Here is a 20461-nt window from a genome sequence, read left to right as displayed (position 1 = left end):
AAGGCGATCTAACTGGAGTTCTTGCAAATAGTGGAAATTTCGTTAAACCGGATGAATGAGTATAAAATGAGAATTCAGTTTATAGATGGGTAATATTAATTATTTTAGTTATTGAACCCTTAATTTATAATAGTTTATTCAGGAGTATAACCTATAAATTTTTTAGCACTAACACCACTAATATTAACAAAGAGATAAGGAAATGGCTAAGTCCAGTTCATTTGAATTACTTACTGATAATAGGAAAGAAAGGTTTTCTAATTTATTGAAGAAGTCCCGTCAGTTGGATATTGCGTCTGCCTTTGTTACAGATTCTAAAAATAACAATGAACTTTGGCAGGAAATTTTGCAGCTTGCAAAAGATGACAAAATTAAAGTTAGGTTGGTCGCTGGAACGGATGGCGCCTTTACATCACCTGAGATCCTTGAGACTGATTTACCTGGAGTAGAGGTATTGGGATATATAACAAATCGGAAAGAGGGAGATGGAATTTTCCATCCGAAGCTTTATATCTTCCACACAAATTCTGGAACAAAAGAAGTTTTTTTGGGTAGTGCAAACTTTACAAAAGGAGGTTTCGATGGAAATGAAGAAATTCTTCTTCATGTTACAGACGCAAAAGTAGTAGACCAGTGCCAGAAGTATTTCAACGAGGTTTGGTCATCAGATAAAGCGATGAAGTTCGGTCCTGAGCAGTTAGAAATATATAAAGAGCAACACCGTAAGTCAAAGCAGAGGCGAGTACAAGACAAAGTGATATCTGAAGAAATAGCGCTTATAAAAGAAAAAATGGATAAATCAATTGTAGATAGTTTTATATTTACCCCTTCTGATGGCTCTTTCCTTGAATATTGTTCTCTGATATATCAAGTAGTTGAAGTTTCATATCGGTGGCTAGATGAATACAATCCATCTAGTTCAAGCTTAAATAAATTGTTGCTGTTGTTAGATACACTTGAAGAATGTAATAACTTAATTAAAAGTCCCAGTGAACAACATGATCGTGAAGATATTTTGAAAATTAAAGGAACTAAAAATCCTTATGCATTCCTTGGAAAGGTTGAACGAAGTTCCCTTTGTGCATATGCGAACAAGAAGAGATTAAATGTTAAGGAAAGAGACAGTAGAGATATTATGCGCTGTCTGAAAACTTTCTCTGAGCAAAATTTTAGAAGAGGTATTTCGAAAAGATTTACAGGAACACGCGAAGTTCTAGATGAGCTGTCATCTTTTAATCGGATGGGAATAGCGTTCACAAGCCGATTTATGTGTCTGGCTAGACCCGACTTGGTGTTGTCTTACAATGGTAAGTCTAAAGATATGCTTGAAGAAATAACAGAACTTAAATCTACTAAAAACAAAGAAAAACAAAAAGATAATTATATGTGTTTGCTAGAGTTTGTTTGGAACCAACCTTGGTACAAAAATAAGCCTGAATCGCTGAATGAAGTCCAAGAGAGAATTTGGAATAACCGAGCGGCAATGATAGATGTACTTGTGTATGAAGAATTTTGGAATTCGAATGACAAAGGAACAAAGCCTGTGAAAGAAAAAATACGAAAATTTTTTAATCTGAGCCCGAAGAAATTAAAGTGATCATAAATTGTGAAGTAGGCTTAATTGATAAAATGAATTTTTTTCGGGAATAACTGATTTCTCTCAACGTGTCTTGTCCTGGAAAAAACTTGACTACTTAGGGAGTCAACAATGAGAGTTGAGGAACAGATATATGCACTAATGAAACAGGCGGAGGCAAGACGGCTTGTTTCAGATTTGTACAATCAGGAGAGGCTAAAAAAAGAAATCGCAAAACACGTGCCTATTTGTTTGGCAACAGTTTATGGGTGGATAGATTTTCAAAAAAGAAAATCGGTTGAGGAGAAACATCTTAAAGCAAGAGTCAACTCTTCTTCAGATGAGACTAATCCCGAGGTTTTTAGATTTTATAAAGAAAGCGAAAATGCCTTCTTGAAAGTCCAAATCAAAGAGATCAAGACTCGGCTGCGAAAAGTACAGGCTGTTACGCAACAAATTAAAATAACGCAAAATGAGTCACTAACCTTGTCGTTTGACAGAACTAACTTCAGGAATTACTGCTTTAAACGGCAAACTTTAGCTAGGTTTAATAACATCAGGTAGTCAATCGATTTCAGGAAAAGACAACTTGAGAACACTGTTCGAATGATTGAGAGAATTCACGGTGTTTAAAAAAGACTAAGCTGGAACGCTAATCCTAATTAGTTGTTAAAGAGCATTTGTAGAACGGTAGAGATATCGTTTACAAATGCTAGCTCAGGCTATCTAAAATAAAAGTCAAGCGATGAGACACTTACGCCAAGTCTCGATCTAATTCCATGGCAAAGATTTTTCCTTGGAAGAAAACCCAACAAGACAGACTTAGCGGATTTTTATTGGAAATGATAGTCATGAAATAAACGGGAGAAATTGCTGCTACGTTGTTTGCATAGATTCTTCCGGTCTTTTTATCAATTAATGAGAGTCTAGGTATGCTTTCATTGTGCGTATGCCAAAGCCCCACAGGGACTAAGCCTTCCTTCGACCTTAATAATCTTTCTTTATCTTGACTTGTCTTATCCTGAAAGCAGTCTAATTGATACATGTTTCAAACATTTTTCATCCCAAGAAGTTTAAGAAACAATTGATCACGCTTAGTAACTTCTGTCCGGATGGCGATATTGCGGTCAGCTCTAAAGCCGGTTAGCTCCAATACGCTGAAGTAATCGAGAATTTGTTTAAGAGACTTGGATTGCAGCCAGCGTAATAACAATCGGTTATCCCGTTCTTCACCTTTTGTTGCGGCGTTGTCTTCTTTGAGTTGTTCCTTGATTTTGAAGATCCTCTCGTATAACTCACAATACAGGCCTAGTGCGATGAACTGGCAAAAGAATCTGCCTTCCAAAGCTGCGGCTTCCCAGACCCGAGGTGTTCTGCCGTCCAAGCAATCCTTTTCAAGCTCAAAGATGTCTTCAATATGCTCGCGTCTGCGGTAGGTTCTGAGGGTTTCGAACGTAGAATCTGCCTGATTGCTCACAAGAGCAAAGCATCCGAATTTACGGATTTCTTTGTTAAACGACTCTTTATTGAGTGCGTACTTATATTTGCCGCAATAGGGACGTTTGGATCTGACCAGAAATTTTGCCGCTCTTTCTAAGGCTGCGTCGGTCAACTCTTTTCGGTTTTCTTCCATCTGAGCTTTAAGCTCCATTAGGGAACTGTAGAAATTTTGTTCTTCCTGTGCAGCTCTGGCGGTGTCCAAATACAGGTAGGTATAGATGCGCTTTTCGAACATCTGTTCTTCTCCGGCTTTGGCCGACTCCGTCCCTCTTTGGCGGGTAAAACCGAAGGTTCTCTTGTTGAACTCTCTCAAACGTGTTAAGCCCATTGAAGTTTTCCGGGGAGTCCAACTCGTCCCTATACTGATCGAGCAACTTGCTGACCCATTTAGTTCGACGATCGGCAAGGCAGAGGAATTTGACGTGCCTGCGCAGTAATTCAGTGAGGTTGTTTTCACTGTAAAACCCTTGGTCCATAACGAGTTCCACCTTATCCATGTCCAACCAACTCAGCTCTTTAAGCGCATTGGTTAAACTGATAACATCCGGATAATTACCGGGCTGCTTCCGGAATGCTATGGGTTGATGGGAGTGCAGAGAGAACAGCGTCAGAAGTTTAATAACAGGAAGGCCGCCAGCATCTTTGTTAAAGCCGTAACGCGCAAACTCATCTCGTTGACCGTAGGTAGAAATCGTTGTGGTGTCGTATGCAAGCACGCATTTGCCTTCTCTTTTAGAACGAGCTTTGAAGTAAAGCTGCTCGGCTTGCGTATCCGCACCCACCGCGCAGAAGAGATTGTGATAAATGTCCTCGGTAATCAGGTAGCCGTAACGATTTTGATGAAGTCTTTGCCAGCCCTCGAACTTACTCAGGGATTGGCCCGGGTTTGCAACCCAGTAGTTTGCGACATCAAGAATTTTGTTGACGCAGGCATCGTCCTTGAAGGAGGCATATAAGTCATCTTCAATGTCGCAATCCTCGGCAATAAATTTCAAAATATCAGAGATGCCGACAATCTTTTTCTCTATTGTCGGCGCCGGTTTATTTGTAACCGGAGCATGAGCTTTCTTAGGGCGATTTGGAATAAGGATACCGGACGCGTCCAATTTTCCTAATAGTTTGCTGCTAATTACTTCCGTATTGCGTTTTGCCGGGTTATAACGCACGATTCTTTTATAAACGTAAGTAACACCGTTTTTTCTCTTTTGTCTGACAATCGTTTCAGAGCAATCGTTTTCAGTAATTTTCTGCATTTCATGTATAAATTTATCACATGTAATAATTATAATTGATACATGATAGAAAAACAAGGAAATTCTGCATAGAATAGATCAACAAATCAAAGAGTTAGATTAATTTAAAAACGACAGATTGAATGTCATGTAACACTTATACAGCTTTCAGGGTCTTATTAAAGTGAATGGAGGATTTCAGTCTACGATCTAAAGCATGCGGTCCACTCGCAAAATCAATCTTTACTCTCTCAGGAGTAACTGGAAATGGGGCAAAAAGTTCTCCTCCAGCTTCATATCGCTCTCCAAACTGCCGATGTTCTGCAAAATGAAAGACTACATTTTCGGAAATCTCTAAAACTATATATTTAAATCGGTATAAGAACATTTTCAAAGTTTCTTTCCACACAATGGCTTAAACAGCGAGAGGTAGTTGGCAATAGTTCACGCTTTTTAACTTTAAAGGATACTCCTTGTCGTGAAAGGCACTTTTCTGATTTGACCCACGAGAGGAAGAGTGGGTCCTCTAACTGATTATCGATAGCCTCGATGATTGCTTCCGAGAAAATAGCATTGGCTTCCATTGCCGCTGCATATGAATAGCTTTGAAAAGTTGTGCATGTGCCTTGTTCGTTGTTCATGACGGAATTTTGATCAAAATCAAAAATTGAAGTCTTCAAAACGAGATCAATGTCGAGGTTAATTCGGTAGTTGCTCGGACAGATCAGTAGATGCGCTGCAGAAACATAAGGTTCGTACCATCCAATGATGACAGGACGGCGAGATGGGAGCGCTTTATTGGCCAGTTCTTCTATTCTCCAAGCGCTCGGCTCAGCAGTGAAGTCGATGATGACGGCGTTAGTCAACTCTTTAAGTTTAGCCTTAAACTGGAAACTATTAACTATATGGTTAAATGCTCCGCAAGAGACAAAGTAGGGTGATTCTTTGCAAAAAGTTTTTTCCATTTCTAGAGCTTTATTTTCCCCTAATGCCCTTAGGCCTAAATAATGTCGTCCGACGTTCCCTGCTGAAAAATTATCAAAATCAATAAAGCAAAATTTACAGATTCCCGATTTTAATAAAATTGTTGATACGCTGCTGCCGAGAGCTCCACAGCCAATCATAATTACCTCGGTATCAATACGCTTTTTGAGAGTTTTACAGGAGTCTCGCCCCACAAGCCAATTAAGATCTAATCTCTCAGAAGTTAGCTTGATAGCTAAATCTTTTTTGGGATTAAACCAGTAACAAAAACTGCCTTGGTCGTTTGTTTTAAGGATGGCGACACCGGATCTGGAGAATGTTTGCTTAAGTTTTTTACGCTGATGCGAAAAAACTCTAGCATGGCAAAACTCAAATAATTGAGTGAGAGTAGTTGGCCATTCGTGCGGTCTTAACGGGTTTCCTATGTCTATTACTAACCCGCGGTAATATTGTTTTGTTTCGGTGTCAAAATGTGATAAAAATTTTCTAGCTTCTCTTGGAGAGGAGACGGATAAAAAGATATTCCTCTTAGGAATATAAAAAATAGATAAATCGGAATATGAGTTACTGGGTTCAAAACAAAGGAACATTCGACCTAATTTTTGTGCTTGTCTTTGCACAAGAATATCCCAGTAGCTGCGAGCCTCTCTAAGAAATTCGTTTTCATGACAGTCTAACGCTTTGAAAAAAGGGATGACGTAAAACTTTAACTTTTCTAAGATCCAATCAACACCTGGCTCAAGCTGTGTATCCGTGAAGAAGGTGTGGGGACCGAGGCAAATTCTTCCATCTGATTCTACGTGTGGAAATACTAAAGTTTGTCCAGGAAAGAGAAGAGAGAGAAGATATCCAGCTTCTGTCCTATCAACCTTTAATTGAAAATGCATTTCCTCCCCGAAGTATTCAGAGATTTCTTGAGAGGCTTCGGGGAGTTCGTAAACGAGTGACGAATTGGTGATTCTCAAAAGTCTAGCTGTCTCACCGAGTTTTTCACATAACCTTAAATTTAATTGTTCCACTTTTGTTTAGGCAAGTCCCGGTGTTTGTGAAGGAGAGGGAATGTAGGGGGCGTCAAAATGAGGTTTATTGTTGTTTTGATCAGCACCAAAAGGTCCGAATGCTTCTGCTACCGAGCATTTGAGGATTATTTCATCGTTTGCCGACGTTATGATTTTCACGATGTCTTTTTCAAGCTGGTCAATCCAATTGAAAAAAGCTTCTTTTCGTTCGGAGTGTGTATTCCATTTTTCTGCAAAATTTTCTCCATCAATTGTTGGATTCGGGACAACCCATAAGGGTCCTGATTTTTCAATCAACTTAGGCATGATTCGTATTACGCTGAGAAGCCTTTCAACTTCCGTCAGTTGTCCTCTGTAGAGATAAGTCTCCTGAAGACCAACATAGGCCATCGCTGCCAACGTTGTGATAATGCATGAAATCGGTTTGTCTGCAGGGTCAAGGTTCCTATTTTTATAGTAGTAATAATCACGATGTCTCTTTAAAAGTCTAACCGCCTTACGGAGAATATCGGCTTTATCAATGTGTTGGTCTGGAATAGGGTCCACCGAATCAGTTAAGGCATGTCGAAACTTTGAGCTATTACAGCAAGCTTCAAACCAATCAGCATATTTATCTGGATCCGAGCGTTTCCAGCTCTCCGTTTCTCTGTCCACTACATACAATAGGCCATTATCCAACTCAACAATTGGGGTTAGCTCAATGTAAAAAGGAAAATCTTTCATTGGAATTTTTATGCATCTATTTTTATTCTCAGCTGTGGGATATTTTATTCGCAGCGCATCTGAGTATTTGTCGAAAAATTCCAGAGGTTTTTCCTCTAGTCCTTTAATACAAGCGGATCGGCTGAAAGAATCTATATCAAAATTTGAATTACCTATTCCTGCAATGATGGTCTTAATTCTCGCAGAACCCTGAGTCTTTATTTCCGGAGATATTGGACGAAGAAGATTTTGAAGATGATTGGCGATTTCCTGATATTTTTTCTCCGCTTCTTTAATGTCTCGGTCATCAATGGCAATGTGTTCTAATACTCTGTTGAAGAGATTTAAAAGTTGATCTTCGCCTCTTACATTATCAAAAAGAGCCTGATTAGCTTCTAGAATATTGAACGAACGATTTACCAAATCTTTATATTTTTTAACTTCGGTGCCTGATAGAATCATTGTCATAATTGCTCCTTGAATTTTATTAAAATTAGAGAAAACAGACCCAACTGTACTTCCCCTCCTACTTATAGTAGATGGGGGCAAATTAATAAATTTAAAGTGAAGGAACTATGCCAAGAGGAAAACGGCCATCAAAAGATACCGAAATAAGACTTTGGGCTGTAACAGCTGGAATCTGCGAATTTCCGGGATGCGGAAAAAATCTTTTAGAAGAGGCGTTGACTCAGAGCAAATTAAAAACGGCTCAGATGGCTCATATCATTGCCTCTAGCGAAAACGGGACACGAGGATGCGAAGAATCCCATAGATTTTCGAGTGAGTTTGATAATTTAATTCTTCTTTGTCCGGAACACCATCGGCTAATAGATAATGAACCCGAAAAATATCCTGTAGAAGAACTGCACAGGATGAAGGATCAGCATCGGGAGAAAGTTGCGGAACTTAGAAAAGCTTTCGAGTTGCCTGCTGCATCTGTAATTTGTTTTGTTTCACCAATAAACAGCATGAACGAATGCCGGATAGATCCCTTGAAAGCTCGAGGATCGATTTACCCCTTATATACTTATGACGGCCTACCGAAGACGCTAAATGTCACTGTTGATTCTAAGGTGTTGTTTGGCTCGTCTCTGTACTGGAGTGAAGCAAAGAAAAAAACATACGAAGAGTATAAAAATGTAACACCATATTTAGATGAGCGAAAGAATCTCGCGGTTTTCGCCCTTGCGCCGATTCCTTTGTTAGTTTACTTTGGCAGCCTACTTGGAGATAAATATCCCATCAAAGTTTTTCCTGTAGGAAGAGCCGAATATGGATGGCAAAATAACGGCAGCTCCGTGGAATTTATGGTCGAGGAATTTGATGGCAACGATCCGGACTCGAGTAGTGCATTATTGATAGTGAATATTACGGGAAAAGTGAACTGGCAACGAATTCAACAACAGGTTGGCAAAGTTGTAGTTATTACGGCTAACAGAGTAGGAAAAGATGTTTTGATGACTCTCAAAAGTCTAGGTGATTTTGACTCGAAATATACCGAGGCGTTAGAAAAACTAAAGAGCTTCAACTTGATTTACATTGCTGCGGCGGCTCCTTCTCATATAGGAGTGGAGATGGGAAGAAGGTTATTAAAAATTCATCCCAAATTGCATGTGCTTCAAGGAGATAATGGGAGGTATCATGAAACGTTTGATATTGAAAACTAATTAAAGGCCTCCTTTAAGGAAGCTCTGCAATGCGCATGATTCTTCCTATGTCTGCAGCCGGCAAGCTGTTAAGATTTAGCTACATTCTTATTCCACTTCACGCGGTCTCACATATACGTGGGATGATAGTTCATGTTAAAGGTGAAGTCCAGAGAAACATTCTGTGTGTTAGTCGTTTTCTGACTTCTCTTGGATGCGTGTCCTATCCTGAAAGCTATTTTTCTCGCTCTAATTCTTTTCTAATTGACCAGAAGTTAGATTAGAAGCTGACCTCTAACTGATGTTTCACATATGGAAAGACTCACTGAGACAAGAAAAGTCAGGACGAAATACATATGAGAGGACAACAATCTATGATCCTCAGACAAGAAAGATTAAGGTGCTTGTCTGCAAATTGATTGCAAAATCCTCAAGTGCCCCACTGAAATCATGGAAACTCACTCAGTCTAAAAATTGACTCTATCAAAGCCGACAACTCCAGTGAAAGCCAGACATACTTTTATCCCTAAACGTCGTCCAATAAATACATCTTGAACGGAATTCTGTTTTTTTCTTAATCCTATTGAAAAATATAGGATTTTTCTGACATGTTAAAATGTGTGTATTAGACTAGGTATGTCTAGAGTGTATTTTTACTATGTCTAAGCCAATTACTGGAAAAACTTCTACCTCTAATTGGAAGCAAAAGAGGAAAAACGGTGATATTTACGTCTGGGAAAGGAAAACTATTTACCTTCCTGAGACCAGAAAGACGAAGGAACTCTCCAGAAAGCTGCTTGGTAAAATTCCTGCCGGTTCACCCGACGGAGAAATCGTAGCTACAAGGCCAAAACGCAAAAAGTCCAATGCTGCTGAATCTGTTTCCGCTACTCGCTCTAGAGTTGGAGTTTCCGTGCTTCAGCGATGGGTAGGCGAACACAGTGGAATTACAGAAGATGTACTTGGGTGTATGGATAAGGGAAGCGCACAAAAAGTCGACACCATCGCTCAGTTTTGGTTAGCGAATCAGGGTGACAGGCTGCAAAGAATGCAGAGGTGGCAGTTTCTCCATTCCACCCCTTATGCAGGTCCTATTTCCAAAGACGTTTATCATGATTTGTTTGAGCATCTCGGATTAAGTGAAAACATCGTTCAAAACTATTTCCGCGCAAGAGCCGACCGATGTCATAAAAGGAACGCCATTGCCTTTGACTCCTCCACAATCTCTTCCTACTCTCGACACATTAAAGAAACACGTCAGGGCTTTAACAAAGCCAGCGACGGCTTGGATACAGTTAAGCTTATCACCCTGTTTTAGCCACGCATCAGCCCATTGCTTTTGCGCGAGAGCCGGGAAATTTAGCTGACGTATCCGGCATAGAAAACGCGCTGAAGCAGCTCTCCTTTTAAATATTTCCAAGGCCCACATTGTTACTGACAAGGGGTATTACAGCCAGAACAATATCGGACAAATGCGCCGCAAGCACATTAAATTCTTAACGGCGGTCTCCATAGATCTCTCTTAGGTTAACCGTTATCTTCAGGAAAATAAATCCGGTTTGGAAACTGCCTCAAGCCTCTGCCCTTGGGACTTTAATATCCATGGAATTACGGTTGCGGTCGATGTAGCGTTCACATATCAAAGACAGCGTAACAGAGGCAATGCGGCCAAAGGAGATTCCGTCAGCGAAACCAGACACCTATACCTGCATCTTTATCTGAACCGCCAGAGGGTCGGAGAGGATGAGAAGCGGCAGGCGACGGATCTCATGACATTAAAAAATGACATCGAAATGGGCCTGTTGGATGATCTTAGTGAAACCGCTCAAAGGAAGGCGGACAAGTATCTCAAGATAAGCCGTCTTGGCTGAGGCGGAAAGCTCAAAGTCACCATAAACGAAGATGCGTATGCACAAGCCAGAAGAGATTACGGCTACTTTGCGCTCATCTCCAATAAAGCAGGAGACTGCTTAGAGGCCTTGAGAAATTATCGTTTGCGGGAAAAGATCGAGGAAGCCTTCAAACCTTCAAAGATACAAAGAATCGCTTAGACGGCACGCTCACCCGCATTTGGGATGGCAAAAGGGCGCATGTTCTGCCAATTCGTAGGGCTTGGATATCAGAGCTTCCTTCACAGGAAAATTAAAGTGCTCAAAGAGCAGGCCACTCAAGTGGTTGGACAAGCAGTCGATGCAAAGCTTAATTGACTGGTTCGACTGCATAGAGTTAACCAACCTAAAGAGTGGGGGAGTGTCCGATACACAAAGAAGCGGTGATACAAAACGCGATCGGTTGTTCTTTAGATTGCTGGGAATACCCGGCTTCGAAGAAAAACCGCAGAACCAGCTAAAGGCCATCATCGACTAAATTTCTGATGTGACCTTTAGACGACTTTTAGGGTAAAAAAATACCTAATTTTCTATGAAGGTTGCCTCTTCAAAGGAGATTGGGAAGACAGGTTCTTATTTCGCAGAGGTTCCCAAAATTGTACAGGTAGTCAAGCGCTGCCCTTCTATATTATTTATTGGGGGCTTTAAGCTATGTATTTGATCAAGCCGGTGATGAGCTTTTTACGTATAGATCTGAGCCTGCCGAGTATTCAGATTTTGTTAAATTGATGAGTTGTGTTAACATCGGTAAGATTTAGGTCAAACCCTCACGGAGAAAGCTCCGGATGCATTCAGGAATTGCTAGCCTTAGACATCCCTGTTATAACATGAGAGAACTTTGTAACAAAGGTCTTTAGAAATGAAGTATATGAGGTTTCTGGTGATGTAGAACCAATGGAATTGGCAGAAAAAATTTTATTAATAAGAAATAGAGAAATAAAACAGAAATTGCAAAGTAAAAAATTTTCTAGTTATGATCTCTCTCCGGATGCATGAGAAATTAAAGGACTAAAGAAGAATGAATGCTGTTATTCTGACTACGTATCCTCTCAAGAAAGCCAGACATGGAGGACAAATTCGAAGTCTTAAAATTATGAATAAATACATTGAGTTGTTTGGCTCTTGTAAAAGCTACGGAATTTTAGGTTCGGAGTTTTATGATGAAGAAAATAATTTTCTTCCATTTTCATCTAGTTTTAAATTTAGAATAGATGATCAAGATATACCTTTTATGGAAGACTTTGGGATTTTTAAACAACTTCTAGAAGAAGAAAAACTCAACACTTGCTTGTTAACTCTGGTAGGGGAAGATGTAGATATTCTCCATGTTGAACAACCATGGTTATTTCCCTTTGCAGTCTACTACAGGAAAAACATTAATCCAAAGTGTAAACTTATTTATGGATCTCAGAATATTGAATGGTCTCTGAAGAAAAATGTACTTAATGATTATATTCCTAAGAAGCTCTTGGAATATTGTTGCCAGTTGATTTTAGATGCTGAAAGTTACGCAATTAGGAACAGTGATTTAAATTTTGCCGTTTCAAAGAAAGATAAAGAATTTATAGAATCTTTTCGGGAAGCAAAGAAAACACTTTTAATTCCTAATGGTGTTGAGGAAAGAAAGTATAAAGATGTTGATTTGGCTATTAAAAAGATTGTAGAAACTTATCCTAAATATGCAGTTTATTGCGCCTCTGGTCATCCTCCAAATATAGAAGGTCTGTTAAATTTATTTAGTGAAGGTGTTGGTTGTATTAATCCAGATGAAAAACTTTTAATAATTGGCGGAATTTGTCCGTGTTTGGACAATAATATTCAATTTCATGCGATTCCCAACATGGTGAAAACAACAGTCTTGCTTGGCGAGGTTAATGATAGTGAATTAGCCTATTTAATTGATAATGCACATCTCATTATTCTTCCCTTGCTAACAGGTGCTGGAACAAATCTTAAAACAGCAGAGGCTCTTGTCTCAAAAAAGCACATTGTTGCAACAAATATAGCATTTAGGGGATATTCAGCCTATAGAGAAGTAGCCGGAGTAAATATCACAGATAATCCCATAGAATTTAAAAATTTGATTAGACATTGCATGGGCTCAAGGCTACCAATAACAACTAGAACAGAAGAGGAGTTTAGAAGAAATCTTCTTTGGTCAAATCAACTGAAACCAATGAATTCTCTTGTTGAATATTTAAAGGATACACAATGACTATTTGGATTAATGCAACCACATCATATAATTGGGAGGGGCCTGTAGTTGGGATAGTGCGAACTGAGAAAGAGTTTATATGTCAATTTTTAAAATTTAGCGAAGAAGAATGTAAGCTTTTTTCCGTTAAAGATAAGAGAACGTATGAAATAATAAACAAAGAAGTGTATAAAAATAAGTTCAACTCAATCCAAATAAATAAATCCGAAAAAGAGGAAAAGGTTCTAAAGAAAGATGAGAATGTCTCTGTTCCGGCGTTATTGTTTCCCTTACTCACTAAGAAACAAGCTATATTAAATATTTCCCAGGGGATTCTTTCCCTAGCCCCCTCTTTTTCACGTCCGCTGGTAAATTTATTTTTAAAAAAATCAAAAAATATATGTAGTTATCTTATAAGAATTAGGAAATTCAAAAAGCATAATGAAGGTAAAACAAAACATATTCAATCTCATCAAAGTCCTAACATTATTAATTTGCCCATTAAAACAGGGGATACATTAATATCTTTAGGGTTAGATTGGGATAATTTAAATTTTGATGATATTTATTCGTTAAAAAAAGGAAAAGGCATAAAGGTAATCTCATTTTGTTATGATGTCATTCCTATTAAATTTCCACAGTATTGTTGCTTTGACTCAAGTAAGTTATTCAAAGAGTACTTTATTTCTCTTTCCTCTGTTTCGGATATGGTCATATGTATATCAAATAAGTCTAAATCTGATTTGAGAAATGTTCTTTTTAGATTGGGCTGCAATATACCAAAGTTAGAGGTAGTTCATCTTGCAAGTTGGAACAAAAAAGAAACAACCACGAAAAATGAATCAGACTTCTGTTTCGGTCACAATATCGAACTAGGGAAATTTATTCTTTTCGTTTCTACTGTAGAGAGAAGAAAAAACCATGAACTACTCTATAAGGCTTATCACATTTTGCTCGAGCGCTATGAAAGAGATACTGTACCAACGTTAGTCTTTGTCGGAATGAAGGGTTGGGGGGTTGAAGACTTATATAAAGATATAAAACTAGATCCTTTAATAAAAGATAAAATTCTTTTTTTAGGCAGGGTTGATGATGTGGAATTAGAAAAGCTGTACAAAAATTGTTTGTTTGTTTGTTTTCCTTCTTTTTATGAGGGATGGGGTCTTCCTGTCCAAGAGGCTTTTTCTTTTGGAAAGTTTGTAATTTCATCTAACGGTGGTTCATTACCAGAAGTTGGGGGTGAACTCGCTGAATATGCAGATCCCTATAACGCTAGTGAATGGGCAGAAAAAATCTATTATTTTTCAAATAATCTGAACGAACTAACGCAACGAGAAGAAAAGATTAAACAATTATATCAAGCAAGATCTTGGAAAGACTTTTACTTAGATGTTGTATCAAAGATCGAAAATTTTGAGCAGTGACTTTTGTATTGTTTACTAAACCCTGATAAACGGTGTTATAGTCAAAAAGTTCTTAACTCTTAACTCACTCAAGAATCCGAAATGAAAAAAGCATTTATCACCGGAGTCACCGGACAAGATGGGGCATATTTATCAAAGCTCTTGCTTGATAAAGGATATAAAGTTTTTGGCGGAGTTCGCCGTCTTTCTTCTCAGAATTTATGGCGTCTTAAGGAACTGGATGTCTGTTCACATGAAAACTTTAAGTTGATTGATTTTGATTTAACAGACCCATTTAATGCATACAGGGTGGTCGAGAAGTTTCAGCCGGACGAAGTATACAACTTAGCTGCACAAAGCTTTGTTGGAGTTTCATTTGAACAACCGTATGCAACTGCTCAGATTACAGGTCTCGGTGCGTTGAATCTTCTGGAAGCTATTAGAGAAGTTAATTCTAAAATTAAATACTACCAAGCTTCTACTTCTGAGATGTTTGGCAAAGTTCAGTCGATTCCGCAGACTGAGGACACACCATTTTATCCGAGAAGCCCATATGGAGTTGCCAAGCTCTATGCACATTGGTTGACTGTTAATTACAGAGAGAGCTATGACATTTTTGCATCTAGCGGCATTCTCTTTAATCATGAGTCTCCACTGAGAGGACTTGAGTTTGTAACTCGTAAGATTACTCACGCCGCTGCAATGATAAAGAATGGCAAGCAGGATGTCCTTGAATTGGGCAATTTGAATGCAAAACGTGATTGGGGTTATGCGGCTGATTATGTTGAAGGTATGTGGAGAATGCTACAAGCGAATGAGCCGGATACATTTGTATTAGCAACTAACAAAACGACAACTGTTAGAGATTTTGTAAGATGGTCTTTTGCAAACGCTGGTATTGAATTAGATTTCTCAGGTACAGGTACCGAAGAGAAAGGTATCGATGTAAATACTGGAAAAGTGCTTGTAAAGGTTAATCCAATGTTCTTTAGACCCGCAGAGGTTGATTTATTAATTGGAAACCCCTCGAAGAGCGAAAAAGTTCTTGGTTGGACTCCAAAAGTTGGTCCTCAAGAATTGTGCAAGATGATGGTAGAAGCAGACTTAGATCGTGTAAAACACGGACATACAACTTTTTAAATCATGGCAGATAGAAATAGGGTCTTGTTAACAGGACACTCTGGATTTACAGGTCGTTATGTTCTAGAGGCCGCTAACCGTTTGGGTTTTGAAGTTTTTTGCTTGACTAATGATGGTTCTCCTGATGGTAAGTCGATTGATTTGCTGGACTACATGGAAGTAAACGCTGCAGTTAGGGAAATTGCACCATCTTCAATAATTCACTTAGCGGCTATTTCACACGTTCAACATTCCCCAGCTTGTGACTTTTATTCTATTAACGTAGGTGGGACGAGAAACCTCGTTGAGGCGGTTTCTAATTTAAAAGTTTCTCCTAAGAGCTGTGTTTTTGCAAGTACGGCCAACTTATACAGAAGCAAAGACGGTGAATGTTTGAGTGAGAACTCTGATCTGTGGCCAGTTAATGATTATGCGATGAGCAAAAAGTGTATGGAGGAGATGTTATCGCTTTGGTCAGCAAAACTTCCAATAATTGTAACAAGGCCCTTTAATTACACTGGAATTGGACAGTCTGAAAATTTTTTGATTCCTAAGATAGTAAAACATTTTAGGGAATTGCAGCCTGTTATACATTTGGGAAATCTAGAAGTAAGTCGTGATTTTTCAGATGTCAGATTTATCGCAGAGGCTTATCTAAGACTGGCTTCAATTAAATCGGGTAACATAACTATTAACCTTTGCTCAGGAATTTCAACTTCTATTAGAGAGATTGTTAAAATCTGTAGCGAAATTACCGGATTTACGCCGGAAGTTGTCTCAAATAAAGAGTTTCGAAGAGATAATGAGATTTTAAGCTTAAGAGGAGACCGAACACTTATGCAGAAGATTTTGGGCTTTAAATCCTCGTATAGTTTAAGAGAAACATTAAGCTGGATGATTAACCATAGAGATTGATATTTAGCTTTTCTAAAGCTAGTTTTACAGAGCTCTCCCATGTCAATATATTCATATTGCAGGGAGAGCTCGGTTTTGTTAAGAAATGGGATAGTCCTCGGTAAGAGGTATCATCATTAGTAAAATCAATAAAATACGTCCCTTTTGGACCTACTTCTCTGAATATAGGGATGTCATTAGCTATAATTCTCTTATTTCTAAAAGCAGCTTCTATTATTGGTAGACCGAAACCTTCATTCTTACTGGATATAATTACTGCATCAGAGCATGAATATGCTTTCTCTAGAAAGTAATCAGAAGCATTACTAAAGTAGAAGAAATTATTATTAAGCCTCGCTTGTTCCTCAATTTCTGCAACTAGAGAGTCAACCATCCAGCCTTTTTTTCCAATGAAACACAGAGAGACATTCTTTTCATCTTTCCATATTTGTTTAAAAGCATTTAAAACAACTTTATGTCCTTTTCTAGGTTCAACAGTGCCAACCAGGATAAAATTGAAATCAAAACACTGAGTTTTTTTTAGATAAATTTCTTGGGACTCAGTAATTCCGGTTGTTGAGATATTCCCTAAGAAATTCGCTCCTGGATAAAACCAAACAATATTCAAATGGTTAATGTGAGGAAAGTGCTCGTAAATATATTTCTTGGTATCTGAGGCGACTGTTTCAGAATCACAGAGAAACTCAGAAAATTCAGCCATACGTTTTAACCATTGATCAAAGATTCCTGATACTTCCGGAGGAAAACAATCGGGCAATTGAATAGGCAGCAAATCATAAACAGTTAGTATTACACGGCAGCCTTTTTCGCTGAATCTCTTTAATTCTGCAGCATGTTGAAGTTGCTCTATGAGAGCTTGATCAAGTGAGAAAAAGATATCGCCATTAGAGGGATTAATATTTTTATGAGTATACTTAAAATTTCCAAATTCGTTATTTGATATGTTTAAGACCTGATACCCTTTTGTGAATGCAGTGCAAGATACGAGGACTAAATCATATTTTTTGGAAGAGGCTACAAGCTTACTCAGCTCGTTGTAAAACGATCGAATTACCCGTTGGACACCGGTACGATTATCATATTGAGCAATAGTTGTTACATCAAAGTAAAAGTACGCTTTTGTTCCTTTTTTAAGTGTTTTTTTGGGAATGATTGATTTAAAAATAAAAAAAACTCGATACCGAAAATCCTGCTGTAATAGTCTTTTTGGTCGTGTCAACAAAATTGAAAGAATTTTTTTTAAAACTGTAGACATGGCATAGTTACTGGAAGTAAGCCTTACAAACTTCTTGAGGAGTTCCATCCATTTTTATATTTCCACCTTCTAATAGAAGAACACGGCTGCAACACTTTTCAATGAGGTCTCGCGAGTGTGAAGCTATCACGAGAATACTTGAACTCTCTATTAGTTCTGTTAATCTTTTTTCTGCTTTTTTCTGAAAATTTCTATCACCAACAGATAGCCATTCATCCATTAATAGAATTTCTGGCCTTATCATGGTAGAAACAGCAAAGGCAAGGCGCATATGCATACCAGAAGAATAAGTCCTTACTGGCATATTAATGAACTCACCTAATTCAGTGAACTCAATGATTGATTGTATTTGTGAATCTACAATTCTTTTAGGAATTTGTAGCAGGACGGCGCGAAGGTAGATATTTTCTATCCCGGTTGCTTCAGAATCAATTCCCAACGAAACTTCAATTAATGAGCCAATCTTTCCGTTTATTAGAGCATTCCCAGATGTAGGTATATATGCCCCTCCTAAAACTCTAAGTAAAGTACTTTTACCTGCACCATTAGTGCCAATTAGACCAATCCGTTCCCCATCTTTGATTTCAAGATTTATATGCGATAGAGAACGAACAATGGTAATTCCTCGATCTGTTTTGTCAATTCTTCCACCTGACGCTAAGCCAAACACAGTTTTTTTTATTGATCTAGACTGTGAATTATATATAGGTATATCAACAGTCACGTCCTTAAGAATGATTGAAGGAGATGTCATAGCCAATATGAAATCCTAGCTCGATAGTGATTGAAGACTGAAATTGAGAAGACTGAGCCAAAGAGCAAAATTATTATCGATACTATCCAATTTAGAGGACTTGGAGCAAATCCTAGAATAGGCTCTCTGACGATTGCTATTAAATGATATACAGGGTTTGGATCAAGTATCATTAAACTTGTCCTCGCTGGGAGGAGTTTTGGCATCCAAATAATCGGGGTTAGATAGAAAGCAATTTGCAACAAACTTGCAACTATTTGGCCTAAATCTCGAAATCTTGTACAAATAATTGATAAGACAAGTGAGATCCACAATAAATTGAGTACAAGAACAACAAAACCTGGAATAAAGAACAAAATATTCCAATTGACTGCTTTATGCACGCAGACACAAACAATAGGATAAATCAGAATATTATGAAAGAGAATGATTATGTTTCTTGATACCATTCTCAAGATATGCGAAAAAATGGGTAGCGGTAACTGTTTAATTATCGCTTCTGCGCTAACTAAAACAGTTGTTGATTCGCTTATCACTGAGGACATGAATGTCCACAAAATCAGCCCAATGGCAAGAAAAGGCAAAAATTCATCCATTGGCGATTTAAAGATCCCGCCAAAAATTGTGCCGATACAACCGATCATGACACCGGTTGAAATAGTAATCCACCAAGGGCCTAAAGTAGAGCGTCTATATCTTTGACGAATATCAGTTTTGGCTAAATAAATTGGTAAAGAGATATTTTTTAAACTCTGAAAAATATCTTTTAGACCCAAGTTGGAGTAGCAATCTTTAATTCTAGATGTCATTTTTTATTGCCGTTGATAGTCATCCTGCAATCTGACAATATCATCCTCACCTAAATAAGAACCAGATTGAACTTCAATTAATATGAGAGGAACCTTTCCGGGATTTCTCAAACGATGAACCGTCCCTAGAGGGATAAAGGTCGATTGATTTTCAGAAAGAAGTTCTTTGGAATCGCCAATTTGAACTTCCGCAGTTCCTTGGACAATGATCCAGTGTTCTGCTCGATGATAATGGAGCTGCAATGACAGCTGTTCGCCAGGCTCTACAATGATACGTTTAACTTGGAAACGATCCCCCTTGGCTAAACCTTCATAACTTCCCCAGGGGCGGTAAACCAGAGGGTGCAGAATCGCTTCAGGTCTTCCTTGTTTTTTTAGATTTTCTACGGTCTTTTTGACTTCTTGAACTCGTGAAAGTGGTGAAACCAATACCGAATCTTTTGTTTCTATGACCGCAATATTGTCTAATCCAATAGTAGAAATTAACCTACCCGTGCTGTGAATGTAACTATTATGTGTATCCGCCAGAATAACATCACCTTTCACTACATTCTTATCAGAATCCTTTTCACCAACATTATAAAAAGCCGTCCAAGATCCCAGGTCGTTCCATTCTAAATTTAAAGGGATCATTGCTCCGAACTTTGTTTTTTCCATCACTGCGTAATCAATGGAGTCTGAAGGACAGGATTCAAAAATTGTTGAGTCAATATTGATGAAATCCTTAGAAACTTTTCTTCCTTGCCAAGCTTTTTCTGCGTGAGTATAGATATCAGGAGAAAACTTCCTAAGTTCCTCAAGGAATTTTGAGGCCTTAAACATAAACATGCCAGAGTTCCAAAGATAATTGCCAGAACTTATAAATTCCTCAGCCTTATCTTTACTAGGTTTCTCAACAAAGCGAACTATGTTATAGACACCTTCGGATAATTCGCTTCCAGCCTCTATGTAGCCAAAACCTGTTGAAGGGAAATTTGGCTTTATTCCAAAGGTAACAAGATAGTCATTCTCGGATGTCTTTTCAGCCAATGAGACGGCTGTTAAGAATTTATCCTCATTCTTGATTGAGTGGTCTGACGGAACCACAAATAAAATTGCCTCCGAGTCAGATGAGAGGGCAGCAAATGCAGCTAAAGCAATTGCAGGAGCAGTGTTCCTTGGAATAGGTTCTACAATAATTTCTGCAGAAACATTACAATTTGAAAGATCTGCTTTAGCATAAAAGCGGTGGTTTTCATTGCAAAGAACGAGCGGAGCGTGGGCTCCTTTAATTTTAGAAACTCTCAACACAGTGTCTTTAAACAAAGACTGGCCATCTTCAAAATTGACGAATTGTTTCGGATAGGAAGATCTGGAGAGAGGCCACAAACGTGTGCCGCTGCCTCCGCAGAGAATTACTGGGAAAATCATTTTAATTCCAATCAAAATAAGAAACTATTTTATCACAGGTCGGACGCATCAGAA

General features: G+C 38.4%; 15 protein-coding genes and 1 pseudogene. 8 read left to right on the top strand and 8 right to left on the bottom strand.

Annotation, left to right across the window (positions count from 1 at the left end):
* Positions 1-202: 202 nt before the first annotated feature.
* Entirely contained in the window at positions 203-1597 is a 1395-nt protein-coding gene (locus tag AC6I1F_RS06890; protein WP_290432806.1) for a phospholipase D-like domain-containing protein, read from the top strand.
* 111 nt (positions 1598-1708) lie between these two features.
* Positions 1709-2140: a helix-turn-helix domain-containing protein gene (locus tag AC6I1F_RS06885; RefSeq protein ID WP_290432807.1), complete on the top strand. Its 432-nt coding sequence runs from the start codon at positions 1709-1711 to the stop codon at positions 2138-2140.
* A gap of 484 nt (positions 2141-2624) precedes the next feature.
* On the opposite strand, the gene AC6I1F_RS06880 is transcribed toward AC6I1F_RS06885, so the two are convergent.
* From AC6I1F_RS06880 to AC6I1F_RS06865, 4 genes are all read right to left on the bottom strand, one after another.
* The gene (locus tag AC6I1F_RS06880; RefSeq protein ID WP_497801689.1) at positions 2625-3227 is read right to left on the bottom strand and encodes a hypothetical protein; all 603 of its coding nucleotides are present in this window, start codon (positions 3225-3227) and stop codon (positions 2625-2627) included.
* The gene (locus tag AC6I1F_RS06875) at positions 3217-4329 is read right to left on the bottom strand and encodes an IS1634 family transposase (protein WP_497801688.1); all 1113 of its coding nucleotides are present in this window, start codon (positions 4327-4329) and stop codon (positions 3217-3219) included. The genes AC6I1F_RS06880 and AC6I1F_RS06875 overlap by 11 nt, the downstream gene beginning before the upstream one ends.
* A gap of 347 nt (positions 4330-4676) precedes the next feature.
* A complete protein-coding gene (locus AC6I1F_RS06870) occupies positions 4677-6311 on the bottom strand; it encodes a ThiF family adenylyltransferase (protein WP_497801687.1) in 1635 nt (544 codons plus the stop codon).
* Between the two features lie 6 nt (positions 6312-6317).
* The gene (locus AC6I1F_RS06865; RefSeq protein ID WP_290432911.1) at positions 6318-7481 is read right to left on the bottom strand and encodes a nucleotidyltransferase domain-containing protein; all 1164 of its coding nucleotides are present in this window, start codon (positions 7479-7481) and stop codon (positions 6318-6320) included.
* A gap of 107 nt (positions 7482-7588) precedes the next feature.
* Here AC6I1F_RS06865 and AC6I1F_RS06860 point away from each other — a divergent pair, with 107 nt between their 5' ends.
* From AC6I1F_RS06860 to AC6I1F_RS06835, 6 genes and pseudogenes are all read left to right on the top strand, one after another.
* Positions 7589-8680, top strand: coding sequence for an SAVED domain-containing protein (locus AC6I1F_RS06860; protein ID WP_290432912.1), 1092 nt, complete (start codon positions 7589-7591; stop codon positions 8678-8680).
* A 637-nt stretch (positions 8681-9317) separates the two neighbouring features.
* Positions 9318-11026, top strand: a pseudogene (locus tag AC6I1F_RS06855) (IS1634 family transposase).
* A gap of 540 nt (positions 11027-11566) precedes the next feature.
* Positions 11567-12763, top strand: a complete 1197-nt coding sequence (locus AC6I1F_RS06850) for a glycosyltransferase (RefSeq protein WP_497801686.1) — start codon at positions 11567-11569, stop codon at positions 12761-12763.
* Positions 12760-14166 (top strand): glycosyltransferase family 4 protein, encoded by a 1407-nt coding sequence (locus tag AC6I1F_RS06845; protein WP_497801685.1) that lies wholly within the window; start codon positions 12760-12762, stop codon positions 14164-14166. The genes AC6I1F_RS06850 and AC6I1F_RS06845 overlap by 4 nt, the downstream gene beginning before the upstream one ends.
* An 81-nt stretch (positions 14167-14247) precedes the next feature.
* Complete coding sequence (gene gmd, locus AC6I1F_RS06840; RefSeq protein ID WP_290432917.1) at positions 14248-15285, top strand: GDP-mannose 4,6-dehydratase; 1038 nt, start codon at positions 14248-14250, stop codon at positions 15283-15285.
* A gap of 3 nt (positions 15286-15288) precedes the next feature.
* Positions 15289-16179, top strand: coding sequence for an NAD-dependent epimerase/dehydratase family protein (locus AC6I1F_RS06835; RefSeq protein ID WP_290432918.1), 891 nt, complete (start codon positions 15289-15291; stop codon positions 16177-16179).
* On the opposite strand, the gene AC6I1F_RS06830 is transcribed toward AC6I1F_RS06835, so the two are convergent.
* Genes AC6I1F_RS06830 through AC6I1F_RS06815 form a run of 4 tightly spaced genes read right to left on the bottom strand, consistent with a single transcriptional unit; the run spans position 16163 to position 20407 of the window.
* Positions 16163-17434, bottom strand: a complete 1272-nt coding sequence (locus AC6I1F_RS06830; protein ID WP_290432919.1) for a glycosyltransferase — start codon at positions 17432-17434, stop codon at positions 16163-16165. The two genes, AC6I1F_RS06835 and AC6I1F_RS06830, sit on opposite strands and share 17 nt — an antisense overlap.
* Positions 17435-17441: 7 nt before the next feature.
* The gene (locus tag AC6I1F_RS06825) at positions 17442-18188 is read right to left on the bottom strand and encodes an ABC transporter ATP-binding protein (RefSeq protein ID WP_290432922.1); all 747 of its coding nucleotides are present in this window, start codon (positions 18186-18188) and stop codon (positions 17442-17444) included.
* A complete protein-coding gene (locus AC6I1F_RS06820; RefSeq protein WP_290432920.1) occupies positions 18185-18997 on the bottom strand; it encodes an ABC transporter permease in 813 nt (270 codons plus the stop codon). The genes AC6I1F_RS06825 and AC6I1F_RS06820 overlap by 4 nt, the downstream gene beginning before the upstream one ends.
* A 3-nt stretch (positions 18998-19000) precedes the next feature.
* The gene (locus tag AC6I1F_RS06815) at positions 19001-20407 is read right to left on the bottom strand and encodes a mannose-1-phosphate guanylyltransferase/mannose-6-phosphate isomerase (protein ID WP_290432921.1); all 1407 of its coding nucleotides are present in this window, start codon (positions 20405-20407) and stop codon (positions 19001-19003) included.
* Between the last annotated feature and the right edge of the window lie 54 nt (positions 20408-20461).

It is taken from the genome of Parasutterella sp. St.1A3 (assembly GCF_059728705.1).
The sequence above is the reverse complement of the archived record's forward strand: the minus strand, read 5'-3'. Positions and strand labels throughout refer to the sequence as shown.

What these genes read in the sequence shown, in the direction of transcription:
- AC6I1F_RS06890 (WP_290432806.1), top strand. Translation starts at nt 203, where the DNA reads ATGGCTAAGTCCAGTTCATTTGAATTACTTACTGATAATAGGAAAGAA.
- AC6I1F_RS06885 (WP_290432807.1), top strand. Translation starts at nt 1,709, where the DNA reads ATGAGAGTTGAGGAACAGATATATGCACTAATGAAACAGGCGGAGGCA.
- AC6I1F_RS06880 (WP_497801689.1), bottom strand. Translation starts at nt 3,227, where the DNA reads ATGGAGCTTAAAGCTCAGATGGAAGAAAACCGAAAAGAGTTGACCGAC.
- AC6I1F_RS06875 (WP_497801688.1), bottom strand. Translation starts at nt 4,329, where the DNA reads ATGCAGAAAATTACTGAAAACGATTGCTCTGAAACGATTGTCAGACAA.
- AC6I1F_RS06865 (WP_290432911.1), bottom strand. Translation starts at nt 7,481, where the DNA reads ATGACAATGATTCTATCAGGCACCGAAGTTAAAAAATATAAAGATTTG.
- AC6I1F_RS06860 (WP_290432912.1), top strand. Translation starts at nt 7,589, where the DNA reads ATGCCAAGAGGAAAACGGCCATCAAAAGATACCGAAATAAGACTTTGG.
- AC6I1F_RS06850 (WP_497801686.1), top strand. Translation starts at nt 11,567, where the DNA reads ATGAATGCTGTTATTCTGACTACGTATCCTCTCAAGAAAGCCAGACAT.
- AC6I1F_RS06845 (WP_497801685.1), top strand. Translation starts at nt 12,760, where the DNA reads ATGACTATTTGGATTAATGCAACCACATCATATAATTGGGAGGGGCCT.
- gmd (WP_290432917.1), top strand. Translation starts at nt 14,248, where the DNA reads ATGAAAAAAGCATTTATCACCGGAGTCACCGGACAAGATGGGGCATAT.
- AC6I1F_RS06835 (WP_290432918.1), top strand. Translation starts at nt 15,289, where the DNA reads ATGGCAGATAGAAATAGGGTCTTGTTAACAGGACACTCTGGATTTACA.
- AC6I1F_RS06830 (WP_290432919.1), bottom strand. Translation starts at nt 17,434, where the DNA reads ATGTCTACAGTTTTAAAAAAAATTCTTTCAATTTTGTTGACACGACCA.
- AC6I1F_RS06825 (WP_290432922.1), bottom strand. Translation starts at nt 18,188, where the DNA reads ATGACATCTCCTTCAATCATTCTTAAGGACGTGACTGTTGATATACCT.
- AC6I1F_RS06820 (WP_290432920.1), bottom strand. Translation starts at nt 18,997, where the DNA reads ATGACATCTAGAATTAAAGATTGCTACTCCAACTTGGGTCTAAAAGAT.
- AC6I1F_RS06815 (WP_290432921.1), bottom strand. Translation starts at nt 20,407, where the DNA reads ATGATTTTCCCAGTAATTCTCTGCGGAGGCAGCGGCACACGTTTGTGG.